The organism is Lysobacter sp. Root916, from assembly GCF_001429785.1.
Taxonomy (GTDB): domain Bacteria; phylum Pseudomonadota; class Gammaproteobacteria; order Xanthomonadales; family Xanthomonadaceae; genus Lysobacter.
This window is the reverse complement of the sequence record NZ_LMJF01000001.1, coordinates 781,682-805,565: the sequence shown is the minus strand read 5'-3', so window position 1 is coordinate 805,565 and position 23,884 is coordinate 781,682. Positions and strand designations below refer to the sequence as shown.

Below are 23,884 nucleotides of genomic sequence, written 5' to 3'. Positions count from 1 at the left end.
CATGGCGGAGCTTTACGACGTCCTGATCGTAGGCGGCGGCGCGGCCGGCCTGATGTGCGCGCTGACCGCCGGCCAGCGCGGCAAGCGCGTGCTGGTGGTGGAGCACGCCAACCGGGTCGGCAAGAAGATCCTGATGTCGGGCGGCGGCCGCTGCAACTTCACCAACACCGGCACCGGCCCGGCCAACTTCATCTCGGCCAATCCGCATTACTGCAAATCGGCGCTGGCGCGCTACACGCCGGCCGATTTCGTGGATCTGGTCGAACGCCACGGCATCGCCTACCACGAGAAGGAACTCGGCCAGCTGTTCTGCGACGTTTCGTCCAAGCTGATCGTCAAGATGCTGCTGGACGAATGCGCGGACGCGGGCGTGCGCATCGAGACCTCGTGCAGCGTCGAGCGCGTGCTGCACGCCGAGGGCGAGGCGCCGTTCCGCCTGCACACCACGCGCGGCGCGTTCGCGGCACCGCGGCTGGTGATCGCCACCGGCGCGCTGTCGATCCCCAGCATGGGGGCGACCGGTTTCGGCTACGAACTCGCCCGCCAGTTCGGCCATAGCGTGCTGCCCACGCGCGCGGGCCTGGTGCCGCTGACCCTCAGCGGCAAGCATCAGGAACGCCTGGCCGACCTCAGCGGCGTCGCCCTGCCGGTGACCGCGCGTTGCAACGGCCGCAGCTTCAGCAACCAGATGCTGATCACCCACCGCGGCGTCAGCGGCCCGGCGATCCTGCAGATCTCGTCCTACTGGCAGCCCGGCGACGACTTGCGCCTGGACCTGCTGCCGGGCCAGGACGCCGCGGCCTGGCTGCGCGCGCAGCAACTGGAACGCCCGGCGGCCGAACTCAAGACCGTGCTGTCGGATGCGATGCCGCGGCGTTTCGCCCAGCGCCTGTGCGAGCTGTGGCTGAGCAACAAGCCGATGAAGCAGTACACGCCGCCGGAGTTGAAGCAGCTGGCGGCGACGCTGCAGGACTGGGCCCTGGTCGCCAGCGGCACCGAGGGCTACCGCACCGCCGAGGTCACCCTGGGCGGCGTCGACACCGACGAGTTGTCCTCCAGCACCATGGAATCGCGGCGCGTAGCGGGCCTGCATTTCGTCGGCGAAGTGGTCGACGTGACCGGCTGGCTGGGCGGCTACAACTTCCAATGGGCCTGGGCCTCGGGACACGCGGCAGGTATCGCGGTCTGAGCTGAAGGCCGCTACCGGCTGCGCGCTTGCTGTGGGAGCAGAGCTCTGCCTTCTGTGGGAGCGGCGTGAGCCGCGATCGAAGCACCGAGATGCCGAATCTCGTCTCGATCTGACACATCCTTCGCGGCTCACACCGCTCCCACAGGAAGCAAGGGGCGCTGCGCTTTGGGGGTGGAGCCGCGCGAGCCGCGACCGTCATCCATCCCTTTGACCGCGCCATCGCCGCAAGCGAAGTGGCGCGGTCGCGGCTTGCGCCGCTCCTACATGGAGGCAGAGGTGGATCCGGGCCCGCTCAGCCGCGCTGCTGCTTGCGCAGGCCGAAGTACTGCAGCTCGGCGAACGCCGCCACCGCCAGCGCTTGCACGATCACGAAGGCCAAGCCCAGCGCGTTCGGCGAGACCCAGCCGCTGAGCAGCAGGATCGCGCTGTCGATCGTCCAGCAGGCGTTGATCGCGATCACCGACCAGGCCTGGGGCGCGGAGATGCGCTCGCGGCTGAGTAGCCAGCCCAGGAAGGCCACGTAGGGCACCAGTACCAGGCCCGCGCCCAGCAACAGGTTCTGCGGCAAGTGCAGCCACTGAGACAAGGGCGCGGCGGCCGCGATCAGCAGCGCGGCCATGGCCGCGGTGGCGATGGCGTCGAGCTGGATCGCGCGGCGCAGCAGTTGGGACTGGGAGGATCGGACGATGGCGCTCATGAGTTGCTCCTGTTCTGTCGGAGATGTCGGTCGGTTGGGTTCGACGCCATCTCAACCCAGCGCTCGCCGCCGGTCGATTACCTGCGAGGTCATGTCCGAACCCGGCGCCCTGGGCTATCGTTCGGCCATGAACGCGACCCGACCCGTAGGCGAACAATTGCGCGACTGGCGCCAGCGCCGCCGCCTGACCCAATTGGATTTGGCCGGCATGGCCGACATCTCCACCCGCCACGTCAGCTTCATCGAAACCGGGCGCTCGCTGCCGAGCCGGGCGATGCTGCTGCGCCTGGCCGATCGCCTCGACGTGCCACTGCGCGAGCGCAACCAGTTGATGACCGCGGCCGGGCTGGCGCCGATGTACGCGCAGCGCTCGCTGGACGATCCCGCACTGCACGAAGCGCATGCGGCGATCCAACTGGTGCTGCACGGGCACGAGCCCTACCCCGCGCTGGCCATCGACCGCCACTGGAACCTGCTGGCGGCCAACCGCGCCGTCGAACGCATGCTCGAAGGCATCCCCACCGACCTGCTGCAGCCGCCGATCAACGTTTTGCGCCTGAGCCTGCACCCGCGCGGCCTGGCGCCGCTGATCGTCAACCTCGCGCAGTGGCGCGCGCACTTGCTGCATCGCCTGCGCCATCAGGCCGACGCCACCGGCGATCCGGTGCTGAGCGAGCTGCACGATGAACTCGCCGCCTACCCCTGCGCGGATGCCGACGAGGTCGAACTGCCCACCACGCTCAGCGTCGCGGTGCCGCTGCGCTTGCGCAGTCCCGACGGCGGCGAGCACGCCTACATCAGCACCACCACCGTGTTCGGCACGCCGATGGACGTGACCCTGGCGGAACTGGCGATCGAATCTTTCTTCCCCGCCGACGCCGCCACCGCCAACGCGCTGCGCGCGCTGCAGGCCGCCGAAAGCCAGGCCGGCTAGAGCGCCACCGCGGCGCCAGATCGCGCCGACCCGGCTCTGGCAATCCAGCACGGCCAGCGGTGCGCCGCTGGTCACGCGCAGCCAGGGGCGGCTAACCGGCGCCACCCACGGCCGCCGGCAGCGTAGTGCCGCCAGGCTGCGCTGCGCAGCCGCTTTTGGGCGCCATCCGCGCCCGCAGGACGCCTTGCTGGAGTCGCTCGATATTTTACCGAATGGTTGACAATCGCTCCCAGCCGGAGGATATTCAACTCTATGGTTGAGAATAAGCCCGAACGCCTGGACGCCGTGTTCCACGCCCTTGCCGACCCGACCCGGCGCGCGATGCTGCGCAACTTGTCGCGCCAGCCCTGCAGCGTCGGCGAACTGGCCGCGCCGTTCGAAATGTCGCTGGCCGCGGCCTCCAAGCACATCAAGGTGCTGGAGCGCGCCGGCCTGGTCCAGCGCGAAGTCCAGGGCCGCACCCACGTCTGCCGCCTCGATGCGCGCCCCATGCACGGCGGCATGGAGTGGATGCGCCACTACGAACGGTTCTGGAACGAACGCCTCGACGCCCTCGACGCGCTGCTGCAGGCCGAGGATCGCGCCCTCGCGGCCGCGCGCAAACCCAGGAGCAAACGATGAGCCCGACCTCCCCCATCGTCGTGCGCGTCGCGCGCCGCTTCGCGGCCTCGCCCGAACGCGTGTTCGACGCCTGGCTGGATCCGCGCATGGCCGCGCGCTTCCTCTACGCGACCGCGAACGGACGCATGCAGCGGGTCGAGATCGACGCGCGCGTCGGCGGCGGCTACGTCATCGTCGAAACCCGCGAGGACGGCGACGCCGCGCACTACGGCCGTTATCTCGAGATCGATCGCCCGCGCCGGCTGGTGTTCACCCTGTCCCTGGATCCGGCCGCGGACGGCGACCGCATCACCGTCGAGATCGCGCCCATCGGCAGCGGCTGCGAACTCCGCCTCACCCACGAAATGGCGGCCGAATACGCGCCGTACGCGCAGCGCACCGAAGCGGGCTGGCAGCACATCCTCGCCTCGCTGGCCGAGCAGCTGTCGCACGCCCCCCACTGAGCATTCCCCAGGAGCCCTACCATGAGCGACTACGGCATCGTCACCGCCCCCGACACCGTGCGCATCGAACGCCTGATGCCCGGCCCGATCGAACGGCTGTGGAGCTATCTCACCGAATCCGAAAAGCGCCGCACCTGGATGGCCGCGGGCGAGATCGAACTGCGCCCCGGCGGCCGCGTCGAGCACGTGTTCCGCAACGCCGAACTGACCAACGACGACCCGACCCCGGCCAAGTACGCCGACCACGAGGAGTACCGCAGCGAAGGCCGGGTGATCGACTGCGATCCGCCGCATCGGCTCAGCTACACCTGGGACGGCGAATCGGAAGTGGTGTTCGAGCTGACCCCGAAGCAGGACCGCGTGCTGCTGGTGGTCACCCACCGTCGTCTGCCCAACCGCGGCGAGATGGTCAGCGTCGCCGGCGGCTGGCACAGCCACCTCGATCTGCTGCGGGACCTGCTGGAGGGCCGCACGCCCAGCCATTTCTGGTCCAAGCACTCCGCGATCGAGGCGGAGTACGAACGGCGGATCCCCAAGGAATGAGCCCTCGTATCCGCGACAGGAGCCGGCCATGGCCGCCATAGAACACATCCAATACGTGAACGCATCGCCGGCGCAGGTCTACGACGCGCTGACCAGCGAACGCGGCCTGGCCGAAGTCTGGACCGACGACCTGACCGTGCAGGCGGTGCAGGGCGCGGTCAACGAATTCCGCTTCGGCGAGGCCGGCCTGGTGCGAGTCAAGATCACCGAATGGCTGCCGCGCAGCCGCCTGGCCTGGCGCTGCCTGGATTCGGATCCGCAATGGATCGGCACCCAGATCAGCTTCGACCTGGAAGCGCGCGAGGGAAACACCGCGGTGGTGCTGCGCCATGAAGGTTGGCGCGAGGTCACCGAGTTCTATCGCTGGTGCAACTACAACTGGGCGATGTTCGTGTACAGCCTCAAGTCCTACTGCGAGGAAGGCGTCGGCCTGCCCTTTCAGCGACGCAGATTCTGATCTCGCGGCGACCGCCGCCACCCTGCCCTGACCCAGGAGTTCCCGATGCTGCTCGAACACAAAGTGGCGCTGATCCACGGCGGCGGCGGCGCCATCGGCGGCGCGGTCGCGCGTGCCTTCGCCCGCGAAGGCGCGCGCGTCTATCTGGCCGGGCGCGGTCGCGACAAACTCGCACGCGTGGCCGCCGACATCGCCGCCGCCGGCGGCCACGCCGATATCGCGACCGTGGACGCGCTGGACGAAGCCGCGGTGCAGGCGCATGCCGCCGCGGTCGCCGCGGACGCGGGCGGCATCGACATCGCCCTCAACGCGATCGGCGTGCCGCACGTGCAGGGCGTGCCCTTCGCCGAGCTGACGCTGTCGGACTATCTGCACCCGATCGAAGCCTACACGCGCAGCAACTTCATCACCGCCCAGGCCGCCGCGCGCCACATGCGCGGCGGCGGCGCGATCCTGACCCTGTCCACGCCAGGCTCGCGCATGAGCGGCGTGGGCTTCCTCGGCTACGGCGTGACCTGCGCGGCGATCGAGGCTTTCACACGCCTGCTCGCCGCCGAACTGGGCCCGTCCGGCATCCGCGTGGTCTGCCTGCGTCCGCACGCGATACCCGACGCGCAACCGGCCTCGCACGCGCACGAGGTCTTCGCCGAAAGCGCGCGCCGCGCCGGCGTGTCGATCGAGGCCATGCTCGACGAGGCCGCGCGCACCGGCACCCTGCTCGGCCGCCTGCCGACCCTGGCCCAGGTCGCCGACTACGCCGCCTTCGTCGCCTCCGACCGCGCCGGCGCCATGACCGGAGCCGTCGCCAATCTCAGCTGCGGCGCGCTGGTCGACTGAGCGCGCGCCGGGTCCGTTATCCTGGGCGTCGTCACCGCCACGCCCTCAGGGATGAACCCGATGCGCCCAACCCTCGTCACCCTCGTCTGCGGCGCGCTGCTGTCGGGCACGCTCCTGCTCGGCGGCTGCGCCCGCCACGAAGCCGAACCCGCCGCCGGCGGACGCGTGCAACGCTTCGAATGGATAGACGAGCGCCCCGGCACCGGCCCGGCCGCGCGCAGCGGCCAGGACGTGAGCGTGCACTACACCGGCTGGCTCTACGACGAAAAGGCCGCCGACAAGCGCGGCCGCAAGTTCGACAGCTCGGTCGATCGCGGCAAGCCGTTCTCGTTCCTGCTCGGCGCCGGCCGGGTGGTACGCGGCTGGGACGAAGGCATCGCCGGCATGCAGGTCGGCGGCAAGCGCGTGCTGATGCTGCCGCCGGAATACGGCTACGGCGCCGACGGCGCGGGCGGCGGCGTGATTCCGCCGGACGCGTCGATGGTGTTCGAGGTCGAGTTGCTGGGCGTGCGCGAGCACGTGCCGGGCTCGCGCTGAGGCAAGCCTGTCGCGCGTCAGGCGCGCTGCGCCAACTGCGCGCGCGCCTGCGCGGCCAGCTCGAACGAGCGCAGCCGCGCCGCGTGCTCGTACACGTTGGCCGTCAGCATCAACTCGTCGGGACGATGGCGCTCGATGAAGGCGGCGATGCCCTCGCGCACGCTATCGGGGCCGCCGACCACCGCGCAGGCCAGCGCGCGCTCCACGCCGGAGCGTTCGGCCGGCGTCCAGTAGGCGTCGATGTCGTCGATCGGCGGCGGAATCAGGCCGGGTTGGCCGCGCCGCAGGTTGACGAAACTCTGCTGCTGGGTGGTGAACAAGCGCCGCGCCTGCGCGTCGGTTTCGGCGGCGACCACGTTCAAGGCCAGTAGCGCATGCGGGCGCGGCCAGGCCGCCGAGGGCCGGAACTCGCGCCGGTAGATCGCCAGCGCCTCATCCATCGCATCGGGCGCGAAGTGCGAGGCGAACGCGTACGGCAGGCCCAGCTGCGCGGCCAGCTGCGCGCCGAACAGGCTGGAGCCCAGCAGCCACACCGGCACCCGCAGCCCCGCGCCCGGCACCGCGCGCACCGCCTGGCCGGGCCGCACCGGCTCGAAGTACTGCAGCAGTTCGGCGACGTCCTGCGGAAAGCTGTCGGCGCCGTCGAAATAGCGGCGCAAGGCGCGCGCGGTGGCCTGATCGGTGCCGGGCGCGCGGCCCAGGCCCAGATCGATGCGATCGGGATACAGCGACGCCAGGGTGCCGAACTGCTCGGCCACCTGCAGCGGCGAATGGTTGGGCAGCATGATGCCGCCGGCGCCGACCCGGATGGTCGAGGTGCCGCCGGCGATATGCCCGATCAGCACCGCGGTCGCGGCGCTGGCGATGCCGGGCATGTTGTGGTGTTCGGCCAGCCAGTAGCGCCGATAACCCAGGCGCTCGGCGTGCTGGGCCAGTTCCAGGCTGTGAGCGAAGGCCTGGGCGGCATCGCTGCCTTCGGTGACCGGGGCCAGGTCGAGTACGGAAAAGGGAATCATGGGCGCTCGCGGCGATGGCGTCCCTTCCAAGTTGGGGCGCCTGCGCACGATTTCGAGCGCGTTGCCGGGTACGCAGTGTTGCGGGGGTGGCGTTGCTTAGGAGCAAATCCCCCCTAGCCCCCCTTTTGCAAAGGGGGGAAACAAGCGGCTTTCGACGAACGTAATGCTCTTCCCCCCTTTGCAAAAGGGGGGCTAGGGGGGATTTGCTTTCGCCCTCACCAAAGATCGAACTTAAGCCCCTCGCGCTCGTTGTCCCAGATCGTGCTGAACACCCACCAGCGCCCGTGTTCGTGGCAGAGCTGCACGCTGTTGGCGCCGCGCTTGAGCAGCACCGGCGAGTCCGCGGTCGGGCGCGCCTCGTACAGGCTCCACACGTGCGCGACCTGGCCGAAGCGCTGCACGCGGCGGTCGATCTCGACTTCGAAGAAGTCGTTCTGGGCGAAGAAGGCCTCGACGTTGGCGATGTAGCTGTCGACGTCGAACACCATCGCGTGGGTACTGCCGTCGGCCTCGACCACGGTGCGCAGGCTGCGCGCGTTCGGGTGCTGCAGATAGCGAAAGCGCGCCCAGTCGCGCGGGGCGCCGGCCGGACCGGAGATGCAAGCGTAAACCGCGCGCACGCAGCGCTCGATGTCCTGGGTGTCCTGCCACCACTCGTGGTTGTCGGTGTCCATGTCCGCTCCTGCGGGCTTGAGGTCAGATCAGATGACGCAGGTCCGGCAGGTACTTCTCCGCCGAACCGGTATTGACCGCGACCACGCGCTGGCCGCGCGCGATCAGGCCACGTTCGATCAGCTGTGGCAACGCGGCCAGACAGGCCGCGCCTTCCGGCGCGATCCAGGCCGGCGCGCCGCCGCCGACCGGCTCGCGCCACAGGCGCGCGAACTCGGCCATGCTGTCGCGCTCCTCCACCGCGACCGCGGCGCCGCCGCTGGCGCGCAGAATTTCCAGAACGCGGAAGTGGCCGACGCCGCCGGGCACGTTGAGCCCGAACGCCAGGGTCTGGCCCGCCGCGACCGCTTGAGTGTCGGCCGCGCCGCTATCGAAGGCGCGCACCAGCGGCGGCGTGGCCGCGCTTTGCACGCACAGCATGCGCGGACGGCGCGCGTCGATCAGGCCCAGCGCCTGCAGCTCGTCCCAGGCCTTCCACATGCCGAGCACGCCGGTGCCGCCGCCGGTGGGATAGATCACCGCATCGGGCAGCGACCAGCGCGTCGATCCGGGCGCGGGTTCGGCCAGTTCCAGGCCCAGGGATTTCTTGCCTTCGATGCGCCAGCCTGGCTCCTGGAACGTGGCCACCGAAAAATAGCCTTGCGGCAGGTAGCGCTCCTTCAGCAGCGCGCCGGCCTCGCGGATGGTCGGGCCGACCAGTTCCAGGCGCACGCGCTCGGGGTCGCGCTGCGCGGCCGCGGCGACATTGCCCAGGATCGGCATCGGCGTATCCGGCGGCATCGCGATCGCCACCGACAGCCCGCCGGCCAGCGCATAGCGCAGCAGCGAATCGCCGGCATTGCCCTGGGTCGGCACCGCCAGCTTGAGCAGGCCCAGGCGGCGCGCCTGCGCGACCACCATGGCCATGCCGCGGTCCTTGAAGCTCTGGGTCGGATTGGCGCCGTAGCCGGGGTGCGCGCGGCCTTCGTCCTTCAACCACAGCGAGATACCGGCCGCGCGCGCGAGCGGATGCGCCGAGTAGTCGAGCAAGGGCGTGTGCCCCTCGCCCAGCGCGACGATATGGCGCGCGTCCTCGGGATCGGACGCGTCCAGCGCCATCAGCGCGCCGAAGCGCCAGAGGTCGCGGCGGCGCGGGTCGTACCAGGCCGCGTTCGGTCGCTGCGCGGCCAGGCGCTCCAGGTCGAGCAACATCTCCACCGGGCGGCCGTCGACCGGATCGAGATTCATCGCCGTGTCGGCGGAGTACTCAATGCCCGAACCCAGACCGCGCAGACACCTCACATAGGACATGCGACGCGGCTCCGGCTCAGAACGGCAAGGGCCAGCCCAGCGCCGGCGCGGCCAGCCAGTACAGGCCGCCCAGCACCACGGCCCACAGCAACAGCTTGAACACCAGCTTGACCGCCTTGAACGCGAGATAGCCCGCGACGATCACGATTCCTATGGCCATCCAACTCATCGTTCGCTCCTTCGGTGCGGGCGCCGGCAGCGGCGCCGCGCTTGTGGCTTCGAGCTTAGCAGCCGGCGCTCAACCGCCGCCCTTGGCCGGCACCGGCGTCAGGCGCAGATCGTGGAAATCGAAACTGAAATCGGTATTGGGCGACACCGATTCCATCCGCACTTCGCGCACCGCGCCGTCGGCGCTCAGCGAGAAATCGACGAAGGCGTCGGCGTTGAGCCAGCGCTGGTCCCAGCGCACGATGAAGCTGTCGTGCTGCCAGTGCTGCAGCTCGCCGACCAGGGCCTCACTGCGCGCGAAGCGCATGCGCAGCTTGCCGCCCTGCTGCTCGATCACCACGTCGCCGTACCAGGGGTCGCGATAGGTCGCGGCGTACTTGGCCAGCGCCAGCGAGGGCTGGGTGTTGGGCGCGCGCGCGGCCTGGTGCTGCTTCCAATCGTCGTCGGATTTGGCCAGCGACTTGTCCAGCGCCGCGCCGTAAGCCGCGGTCCAGTCGGTGCGCGGGCCGTCGAGATAGGCATCGAGCGCGCGCAGGGTCACCGCCTGGAACGCGCCCGACAGCTCGGCGCTGGTCAGCACCACGATGCCCAGCTTGTGCTCCGGCACCAGAGTCACGCGCGAGACCATGCCCGGCCAGCCGCCGGTGTGCCAGACCAGCTTGCGGCCGCGGTAGTCCGACAGCTGCCAGCCTTCGCCGTAGCCGAGGAAGTTGGGACGCACCGGCGCCAGCGCCGGCACCGAGGGCTCGCTGATCGGCATCGGCGTGACGATGGACCACATCGCTTTCTGGCGCTGCGCGCTGAACAAGCGCTGCGGTTTGCCGCCGGCGTCGGTGTACGCGCCGCCGTCCAGCTGCATGCGCAGCCACTGGCTCATGTCGTGCACGCTGGAGTACAGGCCGCCGGCGCCGGAGACGTTGCCCCAGGCCATGCGCGGCGCCGGTTGCAGGTCCTTGAAGTCGGCCTTGGCGTAGCCGGTAGCGACGTTGTCGCCGGGCTTGAGCGCGTCGCTGTTGTAGCGGGTGTCGCGCATGCCCAGGGGCTCGAGGATGCGCGTTCGCAGGAAACGCTCGTAGCTTTGCCCGCTGGCCTGCTCGATCACCAGTTGGGCGACGCCGTAAAGGATGTTGTCGTAAGCGTACTGGCCGCGGAAGCTGCCGCTGAGCGGGACATCGCGCAAACGCTGGGCGACTTCCAGGGTGCTGTAGTCGGTGCCGGGCCAATACAGCAGATCGCCCGCGCCCAGGCCCAGGCCGCTGCGGTGCGCCAGCAGGTCGCGTACGCGCATCTCGCGGGTGACGTAGGGGTCGGCCATGCGGAACCACGGCAGGTGGTCGATCACGCGGTCGTCCAGGCTGAGCTTGCCCTCGTCGGCCAGGATCGACAGCGAGGCCGAGGTAAAGGCCTTGGTGTTGGAGGCGATCGCGAACAGGGTGCGCGCGTCGACCTTCTCGGGACGGTCGAGCTGGCGCAGACCGTAGCCGCGCTCGAGCACGATCTGGCCGTCCTTGACGATCGCGACCGCGATACCCGGCACGTCGAAACGCTGGCGCACGCCTTCGACGTAGGCATCGAAGTCCTGCAGTTGCGCCGGCAGTTCCGGCGCGGGCGGCGCGGCCAGGGCCTGGCAGGCCAGCAGCGCGCCGAACAAGAGGCCGGCGCCGCGCGTGGCCAGGGACGTGGATCGCATCGTTCGCAACTCCGCCGATCAGGGGTGACGCCCGACGATACCCGAAGCCGGCCGCCGCGACCCGGCACGATGGTCATGGGCGCCCGGCCTCGCAGCGCGAGCGCGGCCTCATAATGGCGCGCCGTACACGACGGCGCCGGCCGCGAACCGATGAGCGATGCCCCCACCCTGTTGCCCGGCCTGGCCATCGTCGGCGGCGGTCCCGCCGGCCTGATGGCGGCCGAGGTCGCGCGCGCGGCCGGGGTCGAGGTCGATCTCTACGAGGGCAAGGGTTCGGTCGGGCGCAAGTTCCTGATCGCCGGCAAGGGCGGGCTCAATCTCACCCATGCCGAGCCGCGCCCGGGCTTCGACGCGCGCTACCGCGAACGCGCGCCGCAGATCGCGCGCTGGCTGGACGAGTTCGACGCCCAGGACTTGCGCGCCTGGGCGCGCGGGCATGGCGTGGAGACCTATGTGGGCAGCTCCGACCGCGTGTTCCCGGTCGATCGCAAGGCCGCGCCGCTGTTGCGCGGCTGGGTGCGGCGCCTGCGCGAGGACGGCGTGCGCTTCCATGTCCAGCACCGTTGGCTGGGCTGGAGCGAGGACGGCGCGCTGCGCTTGGCCACGCCCGACGGCGAACGGCGCGTACAGGCGCGCGCCTGCGTGCTCGCGCTGGGCGGCGGCAGCTGGCCCGAGTTGGGCTCCGACGGCGCCTGGGCGCCGTGGCTGGCGCAGCGCGGCGTCGAGGTGGCGCCGTTGCAGCCGTCGAACTGCGGTTTCGACATCGCCTGGAGCGAGCATTTCGCCCAGCGTCACGCCGGCGCGCCGCTGAAGCCGGTGATCGCGCACTGGCGCGATGCCGACGGCCGCGAACACGCGCTGCAGGGCGAGTGCGTGGCGACCGCGCACGGGATCGAGGGCAGCCTGATTTACGCGCTGTCGGCCGAGCTGCGCGAGACCATCGCGCGCGAGGGCACGGCGTCGCTGTGGCTGGATCTCGCGCCCGGCCGCGAACGCGAACGTCTGCAATCCGAGCTCGCGCGCCCGCGCGCGGGCCGCAGCTTCAGCGAGCACCTGCGCCGCCAGACCGGCCTCAGCGGCGTCAAGGCGGCGCTGTTGCACGAGGTGCTGGATGCGCAGGCCAAGCAGGATCCCGCGCGCATCGCGGAGGCGATCAAGCGCCTGCCTTTGCGCCTGCTGCGCGCGCGCCCGATCGCCGAGGCCATCAGCAGTGCCGGCGGCGTGCGCCTGGAGGCGATGGACGCGCAACTGCAGCTGCGCGCCCTGCCCGGCACTTACTGCGCAGGCGAAATGCTGGATTGGGAAGCCCCGACCGGCGGCTATCTGCTGACCGCCTGCTACGCCAGCGGCTTGATCGCGGGACGCGCGGCGGTGGCGTATTTGCGCGGCCGGTGAGCGACCGCGAACGCGGCACCGCTTCGGCTAGCAGCGGCGCAAGCCGCGACCACGCCACTGCGGCCACGACGCGGTCGCGGCTTGCGCCGCTTCTGCCCCAATAAGGCCTGATAGCGCATCTGCCTGGGGGACAGAAGGTCGAAGCGGCGGGATTTGCCTCGACAACTCAACAAAACGGCCGCGCAGGCGGCCGTTTGCGGGACCTCGGAAAATCGCGCGCCGCGGCGCGCGCCGCCTCAGCGCTTCAAGGCATCGCGCTGGGCATTGCAGACCTGGTTCACGCGCTGCTCGATGGTGGGCGCGTCCTCCAACCAGGCTTCCAGGCCGCCGGCACGCATCAGCATGGCCGCGCGCTGGGCAATCCTGGCCGCGCCGCAGGCCGTCGGCGAAGCCTCATCGTCGACCGGCAGCACGTAGCGGGTGTTGCGGTTGGCGTACACCAGCTCGTATTCGCTGTCGTACACGAACAGCGTCTTGGCGCCCTCCGACCCGGCCTCGCGCAGCAGCGCTTCGCTGGCGCGCTGCATGTCCATCAGCGGAACCTGGCGCTGCACCGCGATCGCGCGCACGACGTCGGCATACGGCGTGTTGTCGGTACGCAGGCCGCCGGAGCGGAAGTCCGGCTGCGCGACCTGGGTCAGCAGCACCGGGGTGGCGCCGCGCATGCGCGCTTCGTCGACGAAGCGCTCGAGATTGGCGCGGAACGCTTCCGGCGCAGTGTAGCGCTCCGGCCGCTTGGAGGCGTCGTCCTGGCCGAAAGCGATGAACACCACGTCGCCGGACTTGGTCGCGGTCATCAGCTTCGACCACAGCCCTTCTTCCAGATAACGGCGACTGCTGCGGCCGTCGGCGGCGCGGTTCTCGTACTGCACCACGTCGCCGCGCAGCAGCATCGGCAAGGACTCGCCCCAGCCGGTGGCCGGGCGCTGTTCGGGACGGCGGTTGGCCATCGCGCTGTCGCCGGCCACGCGCAGGGTCGGCGGCTGCATGGGCATCGGCGCCGCGTAGGCGTTCGCGCAACACAGGATCAGGGCGAGCGGGCCCGACCAGGCCAGGCCCAGCAGGCGTTGCGGAGTCGTACGCGGCGTGGATGTCATCGGCTGGCGACCAGGTAGCTGGTGGTGGCGCACACGCTCACGCCCTTGGCGCCGGGCGCGGGCAAATCTTGACCCTGCAGGGCGAGCACCTTGACGACCTCGCGCTCGCCTTCGCCGACCTTGGCCAGGGCGATATAGGCGGTGGGCGTGCCGCCACAGAAGGCGTTGCCGGGCTGATCGGTGGGCGGGGTTTGTTCGACCACGTGGCGCAGCTCGACCGGTTGGCTGGCGTCGATCTGCATCGAGGCGGCATAGGTGGCGCCGGCGCTGTACTCGTCGCCGCCGGTGACCAGGGCGACGCGCTCGGTGCCGAAGCTGGCGCCGTTGGCGCCCTTGAGGGTGGCATCCTCGATGCTGAGCTTGCCGGTGGCGGCGCTGGCGACGGGATTGCCGGGTTCGAACTCGCCCAGGGCGACGGGCTTGATCAGCGGCGGCGCGGCGCGCTCGACCGGGGCCGCGTTCGGGTCCGGCGAGGGCATGGCCGGCGGCGGCGCGGCGGTGGTGGATTCGGGCGCGGCGGCGTTGGCCGGAGCCTGCGGTTGGCAGGCGCTAAGGGCCAGCGCACACAGCGCCAAGCCTAGCGGCCAAGCAAAACGATGGGCAGATAAAGGGTGGATTCGACGCATCAGGGGTCCTTCGTACGGGGGCTGGAAGAGACGACCGTCGATCATAGCGGCCGCGTCGCCTCAGGTAACCCCTTGATTTGTCTGAATGGGATCGCCCGCCCGGTTTACGGTTTGGCTAACGTTCCCCTGTCCTTGGACCGAACAATACCGTTTTCGGGGCGCCGATGGCGCAGCCCGGGCCTGCGTTTCAGGCCGCGGCGTCGACCAGTGGACGCAGTTCCGGGTCCAGCGCGACGCGCTCGTCGAACACGAAGCAGCGGCCTTCGTAGTGGGCGCCGCCGACGCGTTCGAAGTAACCCAGGATCCCGCCCTCGAGCTGCAGCAGGTTGTCCATGCCGTCGTCGCGCAGCCACAGCGCGGCCTTCTCGCAACGGATGCCGCCGGTGCAGAAACTGACCACGGTGGCCTCGGCCAAAGCCTCGCGATGCGGGGCCAGGGCTTCTGGCAGGTCGACGAAATTGTCGATAGGCAGGGTCAGGGCGCCGGCGAAGCTGCCGTAGCCGACCTCCTCGCGGTTGCGGGTGTCCAGCAGCACGACCTGGCGGCCGGCGTCGTCGTGGCCTTGGTCCAGCCATTGGGCGAGGCGCTCGGGCGTCACCGCCGGCGCGCGCCGGCTCAGCGGCGCGCTGTCCTCACGCCGGAAGGTCACGATCTCGCGCTTGCGCTTGACCTTGAGCCGCGCGAACGGCTGGGCGTGGCTGTAACTGGCCTTGACCGCAAGCCCGGCGAAGCGCGGGTCGGCGCGCAGCTCGGCCAGGAACGCCCCGATTGCGTCCTCGCTACCGGCCAGGAACAGATTCAGCCCCTCCTCCGCCACCAGCACCGTCCCGCGCAGGTCCGCGGCCTCGGCGCTCGCGCGCAGACGCACGGCCAGGGCATCGGCGTCGTCGACGGGGACGAAGTGGTAGGCGGCGATATTGAGCAACATGCGGGCATTTTACCCGGGCCGGCGACCGGACGCCGGCAGGGCCCCGGCGGGGCCGGCGCATTAATACGCCGACGCAGCACGCCTGCCCGCGGCACCTGCCCCATCTTCACGAAGGCCCGCGCACTGTCGTTGCCGTTGCCGTTGCCGTTGCCGTTGCCGTGGCCGTTGCGGTTGCGATTGCGGTTGCCGTTGCGGTTGCGGTTGCGGTTGCGGTTGCCGTTGCGGTTGCGGTTGCCGTGGCCGTGGCCGTGGCATTGAAGTCCAAAAGCACCGCACTCACACGACCAACCGTAGACCCGAAGGGCGGCGCGCAGGACGCGCGCCGTTTTTCGAATGGACAGGGACGTCCATTCGAAAAATCCCGGCGCACGCACCGCACTCGCAAGGGAGGGTTGGTCACGCTAACCCTTCTCTTTGGTTACTTTCTCTTGGGTTAGCAAGAGAAAGTGACCCGCATGCGCAGCAGGCGGAAGCCTTTGACCTTCGGTCAGAAAAAACGAAAGCAGAGCGACAGCAAATCCTCCCCAACCCTCCTTTTACAAAGGAGGGAGCTAGGAGCAAGAGCCTGCTGGCGTTCACCCGTGCACGAACCTGCGATTCGTAAGCCGCACGGCTTCATCCTTTTCCAAAGGAGGGAGCCAGAGCCAAAGCACTGAATATCAAATCGGCCGACAATGAAGCGCTGAGCCAGGCGCGCTAGCGTTTAGTCGTAATCGCCCGCCGCAAATTATTGCGCGCCGCCGCGTCGTAACGCTGGTGGTAAAACTCGCTCAGATAGATGCGCTCGCGCTTGAGCAGCCCCTTGAGGAAACGGCGCCGATTGAGCCGGAACAACGGCCCCGGCACGTGCCCGCGATACTCCGACGCGATACCGCGGTCGTAAGCGTCGAACGCCTCCGGCGGCGCCCCCAGGATGGCCATGTCGCCATCCAGGAACAGCGCCGCCTCCTCGTCGACCTGGCTCGGATCGATCTGCCCATGACGCGCGGTGAGATCGATCAACTCGACCACCCGCCGCACCTCGATGCCCGCCTCCGGCAGATAGCGCGCGATGTGCGCCGCCGCCAGTTCGGCCGAACGCGCCTCGTTGTCGCGCCGTCCGGCCTGGTAGATCGCGTCGTGGTACAGCACCGCCAGCGCCACCTCGACCGGCTGCTGCCAGCCTGGCCCGGCCGCGACCTCGCCGTAGTGGCGCAGCACTTCGCGCACGTGATCGAAGTTGTGGTACGCCCGCGGCGGCGTCGCGTAGGCGGCTTCCAGCTCGGCCCAGAGCTCGGGCGGCAAGGCGATGGGCAGATCGACGGGCAATGCAGGCGACATCGGCGGCACGGTTAGGGGAACCTGCGCGCATCTTGGCACCGAACGCGGCGGCGGCGCGCGTATCGGCAGGGTCGCGTCTAAGCCGGCATGGACCGGCCATGCCCTGCCCCACGGCGCCCCGCTCATCCTGGCCCAGGCAGGGATCGCTCAGCGGCCGCGATACGGCTCGCAGCCGATGCCGTCGTTGTCGCGGTCCAGATGCGGGCCGTAGCCGGGGTCGCCGCGACGCACCGGCGCGGCGCCCGCCGCGCGCGCTTCGCCGCAATTGCGGTAGGCAGAGCCGGATGCCGGCGCGTAGCGTTGCGCACGCGCGGGGACGTAGGCGTTGGCATCGGACGCCGAGTACGAGGACCGCGCCTGCGCTCGCGTCGCGGGCGCCCCGCGGTGGCAGTGATAACCGCCATTGCGGCGGTCGTTGTGGCAGCCGTCGCGGTTGAGACCGCCGCCGTGCGCGTGCGCCGTCGGTGCGCCTAGCACCGCCAGCATCACCACCCAGCCCCACGACCGCCAGCGCATGCGCGCCTCCGTCAGCGCGCCCCCGGCCCGTTCGGACCGGAGGCGCCGGAATAAAGTGCCGGCGCGACGTTCACGGTGACGTCGCGCCGGCGTTCCTGAGAACAGGCGGAAGCGGTGTCGCCGCCTCCGCCTGCTCGATCAGTACTTCTTCTCCAGGTTCAGCAGGACGCCATGGTCGCTGTCGTCATCGCTACCGAACAGACCGCGGTACTCGAAGCGCAGAGTGAAATCGCGCTCGGTGTGCAGGATCGCGCCCAGTCCGAACACGAACCGGTTGCGCTCCAGCCCTTCGATCTCGGCCCGATAGAACGGACCGGACAGCAGGTCGGCGTAGTTCATGGTGACCGCGCTGTCGTCCTGGAAGTCGTGCTGGTACTCGAAGCGCAGCTGCGGCGAGAAGGTGCCGTAGCTGACCGGGATCTTGTAGTCGAGCCGCAGGCCGAGGCTGGCCGTGGTGGTATCGACGTCCTGATCCTGGTAACGCAGCGCATACACCGCGTCGCCCTGCTCGGTGTACCCGTCCAGGCGCGCGCGTGCGATATCGACGCGGGCGTAGGGCGAGATGTGCAGGCGGTCGCGCTGGTAGTCGCCGCCGGCCGAGAACGAGGCGAACCACTGCTTGCCGTCGCGCTCGCCGCGCACGCGGCCGCCGTTGGCGGTCACGTAGCGACGCGAGTCGAACGACATCCACTGGTAGCCAAGCAGACCGTCGAGGAAGAAGGTCTCGCCCGGGTGGTAGCTGCCGTACATCGCCAGCGTGTAGCTCTTGGCGTCGCTGCGGGTGCCGTTGCGGCCGATGTCGGTGTTGTCGCGGCCGTAGCCGATACCGCCGCCGATCGCGAACGCATCGTTGACGCGGGTGTCGATGCCGGCGCTGATGCCGGTGGTCTCGAAGTCGAACCCGGCGCTGCCCGAACGGCTGTCGCGGTCGCCGCTGTTGAGCGCGCCACCGGTCCAGATCGTGAACGAGCTCGCATCGCCGCCGCCCGACGCAGGCGCAGCGGTTTCCACCGGCGCGGCCTCGTCGCGGGTGGCGACCTGACGGCAGTCGCTGCCCGGCGTGCGGCGCACGTCGTCGGCGCAACGGCGATCCACGCCGAAGCTGATCCGGTTCTGGAAGCGGGCGCCGTCGCCGTTGCCGCCGTGCATGCCCTCCATGCGCTGCTGGAAGTTGCCGATCTGCGAGGTGGCGAAGCGGCGCGCGGCCGAGGTCTGCGCACCGAGCAGGCCCATGACCTCCGCATCCTGGGTCGGATCCGGACGGCCGGCGACGTCGAAGTCGATGGTCGCCGGGGCCGAGGTCGCGTAGGCGTTGGTCAGCGTGAACGTGGCCGTGGCCGTGCCCGAGAACGAAGCCGCCGGGGTGAAGGTCAGGCGGTAGCTCGCGCTGGCGCCGCTGCCGGAGGACGCGATGGTCGCGGTGCCGGCGCTGGCCGGCGTCAGCGAGACCAGGTTGGCGGCGGTGAACGGCCCACCGGTCGCGCCGGTGGTGAGCTCGACCGTGACCGGCGTGCCGGCGATCGCGGCGACCCGGCGCGACACCGCGACCGGCAACGGATTGACCGTGACCGTCGAGGTGATCGGTGCCGAGGGACCGAAGGCGTTGTTCAAGGTGTAGACGATCGAGACCGAGCCCGAGGCGCTGGCCGGCGGCGTGTAGGTGATGTTGGTACCCGCCACGGTGGTGGTGCCCGTGGCCGGCGCGGTCACGATGGTGACGCCGGTATACGGACTGCCGGTGGCGCCGACCGTGGTGTCGATGGTCACCGGCTGGCCGGCCAGCGTGGTCGCGGTGCGCGGCTGTCCGACCGGAACCGGCAGCGGCGTGACCGTGATCGAGACCGTGGCCGGAGCCGACGTGCCGCCCGGGCCGATCGCGGTGTAGGTCAGCGTATCCGGACCGAAGTACGCGGTGGCCGGGGTGTAGACGATGTTCAGTCCGCTGACCGTCGCGGTGCCGTGCGCCGGCGCCGAGGCGATCGCGATGGACGTGATCACGCCGGTGTCGTTGGCGGTGACGGCGATGGTCACCGGCTGCTGCGCCAGGGTCGTGGCGGTGTCGTTGTTGGCCACCGGCACGGCGTCGGCGATCACGATGGTGTAGTTCACCGTGGTGTTGTAGCCGGCATCGTCGGTGGAGCGGATCGCGGCGGTGTAGCTGCCGGCGGTGGTCGGGGTGCCGCTGAGCACGCCGGCCGAGCTGAAGGCCAGACCGACCGGCAGGTTGCCCGAGACGATCGAGTAAGTGTACGGCGCGATGCCGCCACTGCTGCTCAGGCTCTGGTTGTACGCCACCCCGACGGTGCCGCCCGGCAGGGTCGCCGGCGAGATCGTCACCGTCGCCGGGGCGATGCTGAAGGTGTACACGCGGCTGCCGGTCTGGCCGTTGCTGTCGGTGGACTGCACGGTGATGCTGAAGTTGCCGTCCGAGCGCGGGATGCCGGAGAACGCGCCGGCCGAGGTGAAGCTCATGCCGATCGGCAGCGCACCGCTGAGCAGCGAGTAGCTGTACGGTGCGACACCGCCGGTGGAGCTGAGCTGGGCGCTGTAGGCGACGGCCGCGCTGCCGTTGGGCAGGCTCGGCGGATCGATCGCGATCGCCGGAGTCGCTACGACGATGGTGTAGTTCTGCTGCAGCGCGAACGGTGCGCCCACGCCGGTGCTGGCGTCGGTGACTCGGACGCTCACGTTGTAGTTGCCCGGCACGGTCGGCGTACCGCTGAGCACGCCGGCCGAGCTGAAGCTCACCCCGACCGGCAGCGAGCCGGAGGCCAGCGAGAAGCTGTACGGACCGGTGCCGCCGCTGGCGGCGAAGTTGATCGTCGTGGCGACGCCGTAGTTCATCGGCAGGTTGCCGGCGGCCGGCGTCATGCTCAGCGTCGGCGCGCCCACGGTCAGGGTGAAGGCCTGGCCGACGGTGAACGGACCGTTGCCGGTGCTGGAGTCGGTGGCGCTGGCGTTGAGCGCGAACGAACCCGCCGCGGTCGGCGTGCCCGACACGGTCACGCTGTTGGCGGTGGTGCCGGTGATGCTCAGGCCCGCCGGCAGGTTGGTGACGTTGTAGCCGGAGAACGGCTGAGTGCCGCCGTTCCAGGTGAAGGTCTGGCTGTAGGCACCGCCGACCTGCGCCGTCAGCGGACCGCCCGCGGTCACGGTGATGGTCGGGTTGGAGACGGTGATGGTCACCGTGGCCGGCGCCGAAGTGCCGGCGCTGTTGGTCGCGGTGTAGGTGAAGCTGTCCGGACCGGCGTAGCCGGCGGTCGGCGTGTAAGTGATCGTGGTGCCGCTGGCCGTCGCCGTGCCATGCGCCGCCGCTGCCGCCACCGCCACCGAGGACGGAACGCCGCCGGTGATGTTCAGCGTGATCGGGTTGGCGCTGCTGTCGTAGGCCACCGTCGCCGAGACCGGGTTGGCCACCGGCACGATGTCGTTGACCAGCAGGGTGTAGCTCTGCGGCGCCGACGTGTACGGGCCGCTGCCGGTGCTGCTGTCGGTCGCGGTCAGGTTGAAGTTGTAGGTGCCCGGCGCGGTCGGCGTGCCGGTGATGCCACCGGAACTGCCGAGCGACAGGCCCGGCGGCAGCGCGCCGCTGACCAGCGCGTAGGTGTACGGCGAGACGCCACCGGTGGCGCCGGTCACGGCCACGCCGTAAGCGTTGGTCACGGTCGCGTTCGGCAGGGTCGTCGGCGGCAGGATCACCGTCGCGGCCGTGATCAACAGCGTGTAGGAGTTCGAGCCCGTGTACGGGCCGCTGCCGGTGCTGCTGTCGGTGGCGGTAACGGTGAAGTTGAAAGTACCGCCCGCCGTCGGCGTGCCGCTCAGCGTGCCGTTGCTGGCCAGGCTCAGGCCGGCCGGCAAGGCGCCGGCGGTGACCGCGAAGCTGTAGCCGGCGGTACCGCCCGAGGCGGTGATGGTCTGGCTGTAAGCCTGGGCCACGCCGCCGTTGGGCAGGGTCGCCGGGGCGACGGTGATGGTCGCCGCGCTCACGGTCAGGCTGTAGGCGCGCGAACCGCTCTGCGAGTGGTTGTCGGTGGCGGTGACGGTGAAGTTGAAGGTACCGCCCGCGGTCGGCGTGCCACTGAGGGTGCCGGTGGCGCTCAGGCTGATGCCGGCCGGCAAGGCGCCGGCGGTGACCGCGTAGGTGTACGGCGCGATGCCGCCCGCCGCGCTCACGGTCTGGCTGTAGGCGATGCCGATCTGCGCGCCCGGCACGGTGGCCGGCGTGATCGTGATCGTCGGCGCGGCCACCTGCAGCACATAGTTCTGCGTGCGCGCGAACGGTGCGCCGGCGCCGGTGGAGCTGTCGGTCGCCCGCACCGAGAAGGTGAACAGACCGGTGACGGTCGGCGTACCCGAGAGCACGCCGGTGTTGGCGTCCAGACTCAGGCCGGCCGGCAAGGCGCCCGCCGACACCGTATAGGTGTAGGCCGGCGTGCCACCGCTGGCGACGAAGGTCTGGCTATACGCCGCAGCGTAAGTCGCGTTCAAGGTACCGGCCGCCGGCGTCATGCTCAGCGTGGGCGCGCTCACGGTCAGGGTGAAGGCCTGGCCGACGGTGAACGGACCGTTGCCGGTGCTGGAATCGGTGGCGCTGGCGTTGAGCGCGAACGAGCCCGCCGCGGTCGGCGTGCCCGACACGGTCACGCTGTTGGCGGTGGTGCCGGTGATGAGCAGGCCCGGCGGCATGCCGGTGACGGCATAGCCGACGAACGGTTGGGTGCCGCCGTTCCAGCTGAAGGTCTGGCTGTAAGCGACGCCGATCTGCGCGGTCAGCGGGCCGCCCGCGGTCACGGTGATGGTCGGGTTGCCGACGGTGATGGTCACCGTGGCCGGCGCCGAAGTGCCGGCGCTGTTGGTCGCGGTGTAGGTGAAGCTGTCCGGACCGGCGTAACCGGCGACCGGCGTGTAGCTGATCGTGGTGCCGCTGGCGATCGCGGTGCCGTGCGCGGCCGCCGTGCCGATCGCCACCGAGGTCGGAACGCCGCCGGTGATGCTCAACGTGATCGGGTTGGCGCTGCTGTTGTAGGCCACCGTCGCCGAGACCGGGTTGGCCACCGGCGGGATGTTGACGATCTGCAGCGTGTAGCCACGCGGCGCCGAGCTGTAAGGGCCGGTGCCGGTGCTGCTGTCGGTCGCGGTCACGGCGAAGTTGAACGTGCCCGCGGCGGTCGGCGTGCCGGACAGCGCGCCGGTGCTGCTGCTCAGGGCGATACCCGGCGGCAAGGCGCCTGCGGTGACGGCGTAGGCATACGGCGCGGTGCCGCCGCTGGCCGGATTGAGCGTGGCGCTGTAGGCGACGTTCTGGGTGCCGTTGGCCAGCGTGGTAGCCGGCAGCAAGATGGTCGGTGCGGCGATCACCAGCGAGTAAGCGCGCGAACCGGTATGCGGCGCGCCGGTGCCGGTGCTGCTGCCGGTGGCGGTGACGGTGAAGTTGAAGGTGCCGCCCGCCGTGGGCGTGCCGCTCAGCGTGCCGGTACCGCTCAGCGTCATGCCTGCGGGCAACGCGCCCGCGGTGACCGCGTAGCTGTACGGCGCGATGCCGCCGCTGGCGGTGATGGCCTGGCTGTAGGCCGCCGCGACCGTGCCGTTGGGCAAGGTGGTCGGCGCGATCACGGTCGTCGGCGCTGCCACCACCAGGGTGTAGGCGCGGGTGCCCGAGAAGTTGTTGGCGTCGGTCGCTCGCACCGTGAAGTTGAAGGTGCCGGCCGCGGTCGGCGTGCCGGTCAGGGCGCCGGAGGTGGTGTTGAGGCTCAAGCCGGCCGGCAAGGCGCCGGCGGTGATAGCGAAGCCGTAAGGCGCGGTGCCGCCGCTGCCGGTGAAGGTCTGGCTGTACGCCGCGCCCACGGTCGCGCCCGGAATGGTGGCCGGGTTGACCACGATGGTCGGCGCGACCACCACGGTCAGGGTGACGGTCTCGACTTCGAAGTAGGAGCCCACGCCGGTGCTGCTGTCGGTGACGCGGATGCCGAAGGTAAAGGTGCCCAGGGCGGTCGGCGTGCCGCTCAGGGTCGCGCCGCTCAGGCTCAGGCCTGGCGGCAGCGGGCCGGAAACGACCTCATGCGCATAGGTGTACGGGCTGACGCCGCCATTGGTGCTGAAGGTCACCGAATACGGGAAGCCCTGCGCCGCGTTCGGCGGCGTGGACGGCACGATCTGCAGGGTCGGGTTGGCGACGTTGGGGGTGTAGGTCTTGACGCCGCTGACGCTGGCGCTGTCGGTGGCGCGGATCGAGAAGCTGTGCGGACCGCGCTGGGTCGGCGTGCCGCTGATCACGGCGCCGCTCAGCGTGAGGCCGGCCGGCAGCACGCCGCTGTCGAGCGTGTACGTGTAGGACCCGGTGCCGCCGGTAGCGGTCAGGGTGGTGCTGAACGGCACACCCGCGGTCAGGCTGATGGTGGCCGGGCCGATCACGATGGTCGAGGCCGGGCCGATGGCCACGGTGACGACGATGTCGCCGCCGAAATCGTCCTGCAGGGTGAAGGTGTCGGTGGTCGCGCTATCGCCGTTGTGCGAATAGGTCAGCGGGATGTTGCCGGGCGATTGCGCGCCGACGATGCGGGTGCCGTGGGGCGTGGTCGCGGTGCCGGCGGTGATGCCGAAGCCGCCATGGCAGTTGTTGATGTTGATGGTCTGCGAGCCGCTGTGCGCGACCGACATGCTCAAGGTCGGGCAGAACGTGGATGGCGCCGCCATCGCCCGCTGCGGCCATGCGCTGGCCAGGCACAGCAGCGCTATCGCGAGCCATGAAAACCAGGAAAAGAAGACGTGCGAAGGCGCACGCGGCGTCTCCACGCTATGCGCTGAAAGCTGATGCATGTTCTGCCCCTGTTGACACCACACGAGCTCGATCGGCCGCTGGCTGTCGAACCGTCCGGCGAGACTCGAATCCCTGTCCGCGGACACCGGGC

At 70.2% G+C, this 23,884-nt stretch carries 22 protein-coding genes; 10 read left to right on the top strand and 12 right to left on the bottom strand.

The window, feature by feature from the left end:
• Position 1 precedes the first annotated feature (1 nt).
• On the top strand, positions 2 to 1,189 hold the full coding sequence (locus ASE35_RS03780) for an NAD(P)/FAD-dependent oxidoreductase (RefSeq protein WP_057163006.1): 1,188 nt from the start codon (positions 2 to 4) through the stop codon (positions 1,187 to 1,189).
• 292 nt (positions 1,190 to 1,481) lie between these two features.
• Here ASE35_RS03780 and ASE35_RS03775 read toward each other — a convergent pair whose 3' ends face one another.
• Positions 1,482 to 1,886: a hypothetical protein gene (locus ASE35_RS03775; protein ID WP_056174173.1), complete on the bottom strand. Its 405-nt coding sequence runs from the start codon at positions 1,884 to 1,886 to the stop codon at positions 1,482 to 1,484.
• 91 nt (positions 1,887 to 1,977) lie between these two features.
• Between ASE35_RS03775 and ASE35_RS03770 the strand changes: the two genes are divergently transcribed.
• The 7 genes from ASE35_RS03770 to ASE35_RS03740 all read left to right on the top strand — a co-directional run bounded on the left by ASE35_RS03770 (position 1,978) and on the right by ASE35_RS03740 (position 6,258).
• The gene (locus ASE35_RS03770) at positions 1,978 to 2,820 is read left to right on the top strand and encodes a helix-turn-helix transcriptional regulator (RefSeq protein WP_235569987.1); all 843 of its coding nucleotides are present in this window, start codon (positions 1,978 to 1,980) and stop codon (positions 2,818 to 2,820) included.
• A gap of 252 nt (positions 2,821 to 3,072) precedes the next feature.
• Positions 3,073 to 3,441 carry a metalloregulator ArsR/SmtB family transcription factor gene (locus tag ASE35_RS03765; RefSeq protein ID WP_057163005.1) on the top strand — a complete coding sequence of 123 codons (369 nt, stop codon included), beginning with the start codon at positions 3,073 to 3,075 and terminating at the stop codon, positions 3,439 to 3,441.
• Positions 3,438 to 3,884: an SRPBCC domain-containing protein gene (locus tag ASE35_RS03760; RefSeq protein WP_057163004.1), complete on the top strand. Its 447-nt coding sequence runs from the start codon at positions 3,438 to 3,440 to the stop codon at positions 3,882 to 3,884. The genes ASE35_RS03765 and ASE35_RS03760 overlap by 4 nt, the downstream gene beginning before the upstream one ends.
• A gap of 21 nt (positions 3,885 to 3,905) precedes the next feature.
• Positions 3,906 to 4,427 carry an SRPBCC family protein gene (locus tag ASE35_RS03755; protein WP_057163003.1) on the top strand — a complete coding sequence of 174 codons (522 nt, stop codon included), beginning with the start codon at positions 3,906 to 3,908 and terminating at the stop codon, positions 4,425 to 4,427.
• A gap of 28 nt (positions 4,428 to 4,455) precedes the next feature.
• Entirely contained in the window at positions 4,456 to 4,884 is a 429-nt protein-coding gene (locus ASE35_RS03750; RefSeq protein WP_057163002.1) for an SRPBCC domain-containing protein, read from the top strand.
• 45 nt (positions 4,885 to 4,929) lie between these two features.
• Positions 4,930 to 5,721, top strand: a complete 792-nt coding sequence (locus tag ASE35_RS03745) for an SDR family oxidoreductase (protein ID WP_057163001.1) — start codon at positions 4,930 to 4,932, stop codon at positions 5,719 to 5,721.
• Between the two features lie 60 nt (positions 5,722 to 5,781).
• Positions 5,782 to 6,258: an FKBP-type peptidyl-prolyl cis-trans isomerase gene (locus tag ASE35_RS03740; RefSeq protein WP_057163412.1), complete on the top strand. Its 477-nt coding sequence runs from the start codon at positions 5,782 to 5,784 to the stop codon at positions 6,256 to 6,258.
• A gap of 17 nt (positions 6,259 to 6,275) precedes the next feature.
• Here the strand turns inward: ASE35_RS03740 and ASE35_RS03735 are convergent, their stop codons facing one another.
• The 5 genes from ASE35_RS03735 to ASE35_RS03720 form a co-directional block, all read right to left on the bottom strand.
• A complete protein-coding gene (locus ASE35_RS03735) occupies positions 6,276 to 7,274 on the bottom strand; it encodes an LLM class flavin-dependent oxidoreductase (RefSeq protein WP_057163000.1) in 999 nt (332 codons plus the stop codon).
• A gap of 215 nt (positions 7,275 to 7,489) precedes the next feature.
• On the bottom strand, positions 7,490 to 7,948 hold the full coding sequence (locus ASE35_RS03730) for a hypothetical protein (protein WP_056174159.1): 459 nt from the start codon (positions 7,946 to 7,948) through the stop codon (positions 7,490 to 7,492).
• A 22-nt stretch (positions 7,949 to 7,970) separates the two neighbouring features.
• Positions 7,971 to 9,236, bottom strand: coding sequence for a threonine synthase (locus ASE35_RS03725; protein ID WP_057162999.1), 1,266 nt, complete (start codon positions 9,234 to 9,236; stop codon positions 7,971 to 7,973).
• Positions 9,237 to 9,252: 16 nt separating this feature from the next.
• A complete protein-coding gene (locus ASE35_RS20975) occupies positions 9,253 to 9,405 on the bottom strand; it encodes a hypothetical protein (RefSeq protein ID WP_157489253.1) in 153 nt (50 codons plus the stop codon).
• A gap of 69 nt (positions 9,406 to 9,474) precedes the next feature.
• Positions 9,475 to 11,094, bottom strand: a complete 1,620-nt coding sequence (locus ASE35_RS03720) for a serine hydrolase (protein WP_057162998.1) — start codon at positions 11,092 to 11,094, stop codon at positions 9,475 to 9,477.
• Positions 11,095 to 11,244: 150 nt separating this feature from the next.
• On the opposite strand from ASE35_RS03720, the gene ASE35_RS03715 reads away from it, so the two are divergent.
• Positions 11,245 to 12,489, top strand: a complete 1,245-nt coding sequence (locus ASE35_RS03715) for a TIGR03862 family flavoprotein (protein WP_057162997.1) — start codon at positions 11,245 to 11,247, stop codon at positions 12,487 to 12,489.
• 236 nt (positions 12,490 to 12,725) lie between these two features.
• On the opposite strand, the gene ASE35_RS03710 is transcribed toward ASE35_RS03715, so the two are convergent.
• The 6 genes from ASE35_RS03710 to ASE35_RS03685 all read right to left on the bottom strand — a co-directional run bounded on the left by ASE35_RS03710 (position 12,726) and on the right by ASE35_RS03685 (position 23,633).
• Complete coding sequence (locus ASE35_RS03710; protein WP_056174150.1) at positions 12,726 to 13,586, bottom strand: GDSL-type esterase/lipase family protein; 861 nt, start codon at positions 13,584 to 13,586, stop codon at positions 12,726 to 12,728.
• Positions 13,583 to 14,212, bottom strand: coding sequence for a hypothetical protein (locus tag ASE35_RS03705; protein ID WP_157489252.1), 630 nt, complete (start codon positions 14,210 to 14,212; stop codon positions 13,583 to 13,585). Before ASE35_RS03705 ends, ASE35_RS03710 begins: the two co-directional genes overlap by 4 nt.
• A 187-nt stretch (positions 14,213 to 14,399) precedes the next feature.
• Complete coding sequence (locus tag ASE35_RS03700) at positions 14,400 to 15,140, bottom strand: sulfurtransferase (protein ID WP_057162996.1); 741 nt, start codon at positions 15,138 to 15,140, stop codon at positions 14,400 to 14,402.
• 696 nt (positions 15,141 to 15,836) lie between these two features.
• Positions 15,837 to 16,460 (bottom strand): hypothetical protein, encoded by a 624-nt coding sequence (locus ASE35_RS03695; RefSeq protein WP_157489251.1) that lies wholly within the window; start codon positions 16,458 to 16,460, stop codon positions 15,837 to 15,839.
• Between the two features lie 147 nt (positions 16,461 to 16,607).
• Entirely contained in the window at positions 16,608 to 16,976 is a 369-nt protein-coding gene (locus tag ASE35_RS03690; protein WP_157489250.1) for an excalibur calcium-binding domain-containing protein, read from the bottom strand.
• A gap of 138 nt (positions 16,977 to 17,114) precedes the next feature.
• A complete protein-coding gene (locus tag ASE35_RS03685; protein ID WP_057162995.1) occupies positions 17,115 to 23,633 on the bottom strand; it encodes a putative Ig domain-containing protein in 6,519 nt (2,172 codons plus the stop codon).
• Here ASE35_RS03685 and ASE35_RS21450 point away from each other — a divergent pair.
• Entirely contained in the window at positions 23,632 to 23,787 is a 156-nt protein-coding gene (locus ASE35_RS21450; protein WP_162259015.1) for a hypothetical protein, read from the top strand. The genes ASE35_RS03685 and ASE35_RS21450 overlap by 2 nt on opposite strands.
• Positions 23,788 to 23,884 lie beyond the last annotated feature (97 nt).

Bases quoted from the DNA above. Each gene is read 5' to 3' on its own strand.
- ASE35_RS03780 (WP_057163006.1), top strand. From the start codon at position 2: ATGGCGGAGCTTTACGACGTCCTGATCGTAGGCGGCGGCGCGGCCGGC.
- ASE35_RS03775 (WP_056174173.1), bottom strand. From the start codon at position 1,886: ATGAGCGCCATCGTCCGATCCTCCCAGTCCCAACTGCTGCGCCGCGCG.
- ASE35_RS03770 (WP_235569987.1), top strand. From the start codon at position 1,978: ATGTCCGAACCCGGCGCCCTGGGCTATCGTTCGGCCATGAACGCGACC.
- ASE35_RS03765 (WP_057163005.1), top strand. From the start codon at position 3,073: ATGGTTGAGAATAAGCCCGAACGCCTGGACGCCGTGTTCCACGCCCTT.
- ASE35_RS03760 (WP_057163004.1), top strand. From the start codon at position 3,438: ATGAGCCCGACCTCCCCCATCGTCGTGCGCGTCGCGCGCCGCTTCGCG.
- ASE35_RS03755 (WP_057163003.1), top strand. From the start codon at position 3,906: ATGAGCGACTACGGCATCGTCACCGCCCCCGACACCGTGCGCATCGAA.
- ASE35_RS03750 (WP_057163002.1), top strand. From the start codon at position 4,456: ATGGCCGCCATAGAACACATCCAATACGTGAACGCATCGCCGGCGCAG.
- ASE35_RS03745 (WP_057163001.1), top strand. From the start codon at position 4,930: ATGCTGCTCGAACACAAAGTGGCGCTGATCCACGGCGGCGGCGGCGCC.
- ASE35_RS03740 (WP_057163412.1), top strand. From the start codon at position 5,782: ATGCGCCCAACCCTCGTCACCCTCGTCTGCGGCGCGCTGCTGTCGGGC.
- ASE35_RS03735 (WP_057163000.1), bottom strand. From the start codon at position 7,274: ATGATTCCCTTTTCCGTACTCGACCTGGCCCCGGTCACCGAAGGCAGC.
- ASE35_RS03730 (WP_056174159.1), bottom strand. From the start codon at position 7,948: ATGGACACCGACAACCACGAGTGGTGGCAGGACACCCAGGACATCGAG.
- ASE35_RS03725 (WP_057162999.1), bottom strand. From the start codon at position 9,236: ATGTCCTATGTGAGGTGTCTGCGCGGTCTGGGTTCGGGCATTGAGTAC.
- ASE35_RS20975 (WP_157489253.1), bottom strand. From the start codon at position 9,405: ATGAGTTGGATGGCCATAGGAATCGTGATCGTCGCGGGCTATCTCGCG.
- ASE35_RS03720 (WP_057162998.1), bottom strand. From the start codon at position 11,094: ATGCGATCCACGTCCCTGGCCACGCGCGGCGCCGGCCTCTTGTTCGGC.
- ASE35_RS03715 (WP_057162997.1), top strand. From the start codon at position 11,245: ATGAGCGATGCCCCCACCCTGTTGCCCGGCCTGGCCATCGTCGGCGGC.
- ASE35_RS03710 (WP_056174150.1), bottom strand. From the start codon at position 13,586: ATGACATCCACGCCGCGTACGACTCCGCAACGCCTGCTGGGCCTGGCC.
- ASE35_RS03705 (WP_157489252.1), bottom strand. From the start codon at position 14,212: ATGCGTCGAATCCACCCTTTATCTGCCCATCGTTTTGCTTGGCCGCTA.
- ASE35_RS03700 (WP_057162996.1), bottom strand. From the start codon at position 15,140: ATGTTGCTCAATATCGCCGCCTACCACTTCGTCCCCGTCGACGACGCC.
- ASE35_RS03695 (WP_157489251.1), bottom strand. From the start codon at position 16,460: ATGTCGCCTGCATTGCCCGTCGATCTGCCCATCGCCTTGCCGCCCGAG.
- ASE35_RS03690 (WP_157489250.1), bottom strand. From the start codon at position 16,976: ATGCGCTGGCGGTCGTGGGGCTGGGTGGTGATGCTGGCGGTGCTAGGC.
- ASE35_RS21450 (WP_162259015.1), top strand. From the start codon at position 23,632: ATGCTCAAGGTCGGGCAGAACGTGGATGGCGCCGCCATCGCCCGCTGC.
- ASE35_RS03685 (WP_057162995.1), bottom strand. From the start codon at position 23,633: ATGTCGGTCGCGCACAGCGGCTCGCAGACCATCAACATCAACAACTGC.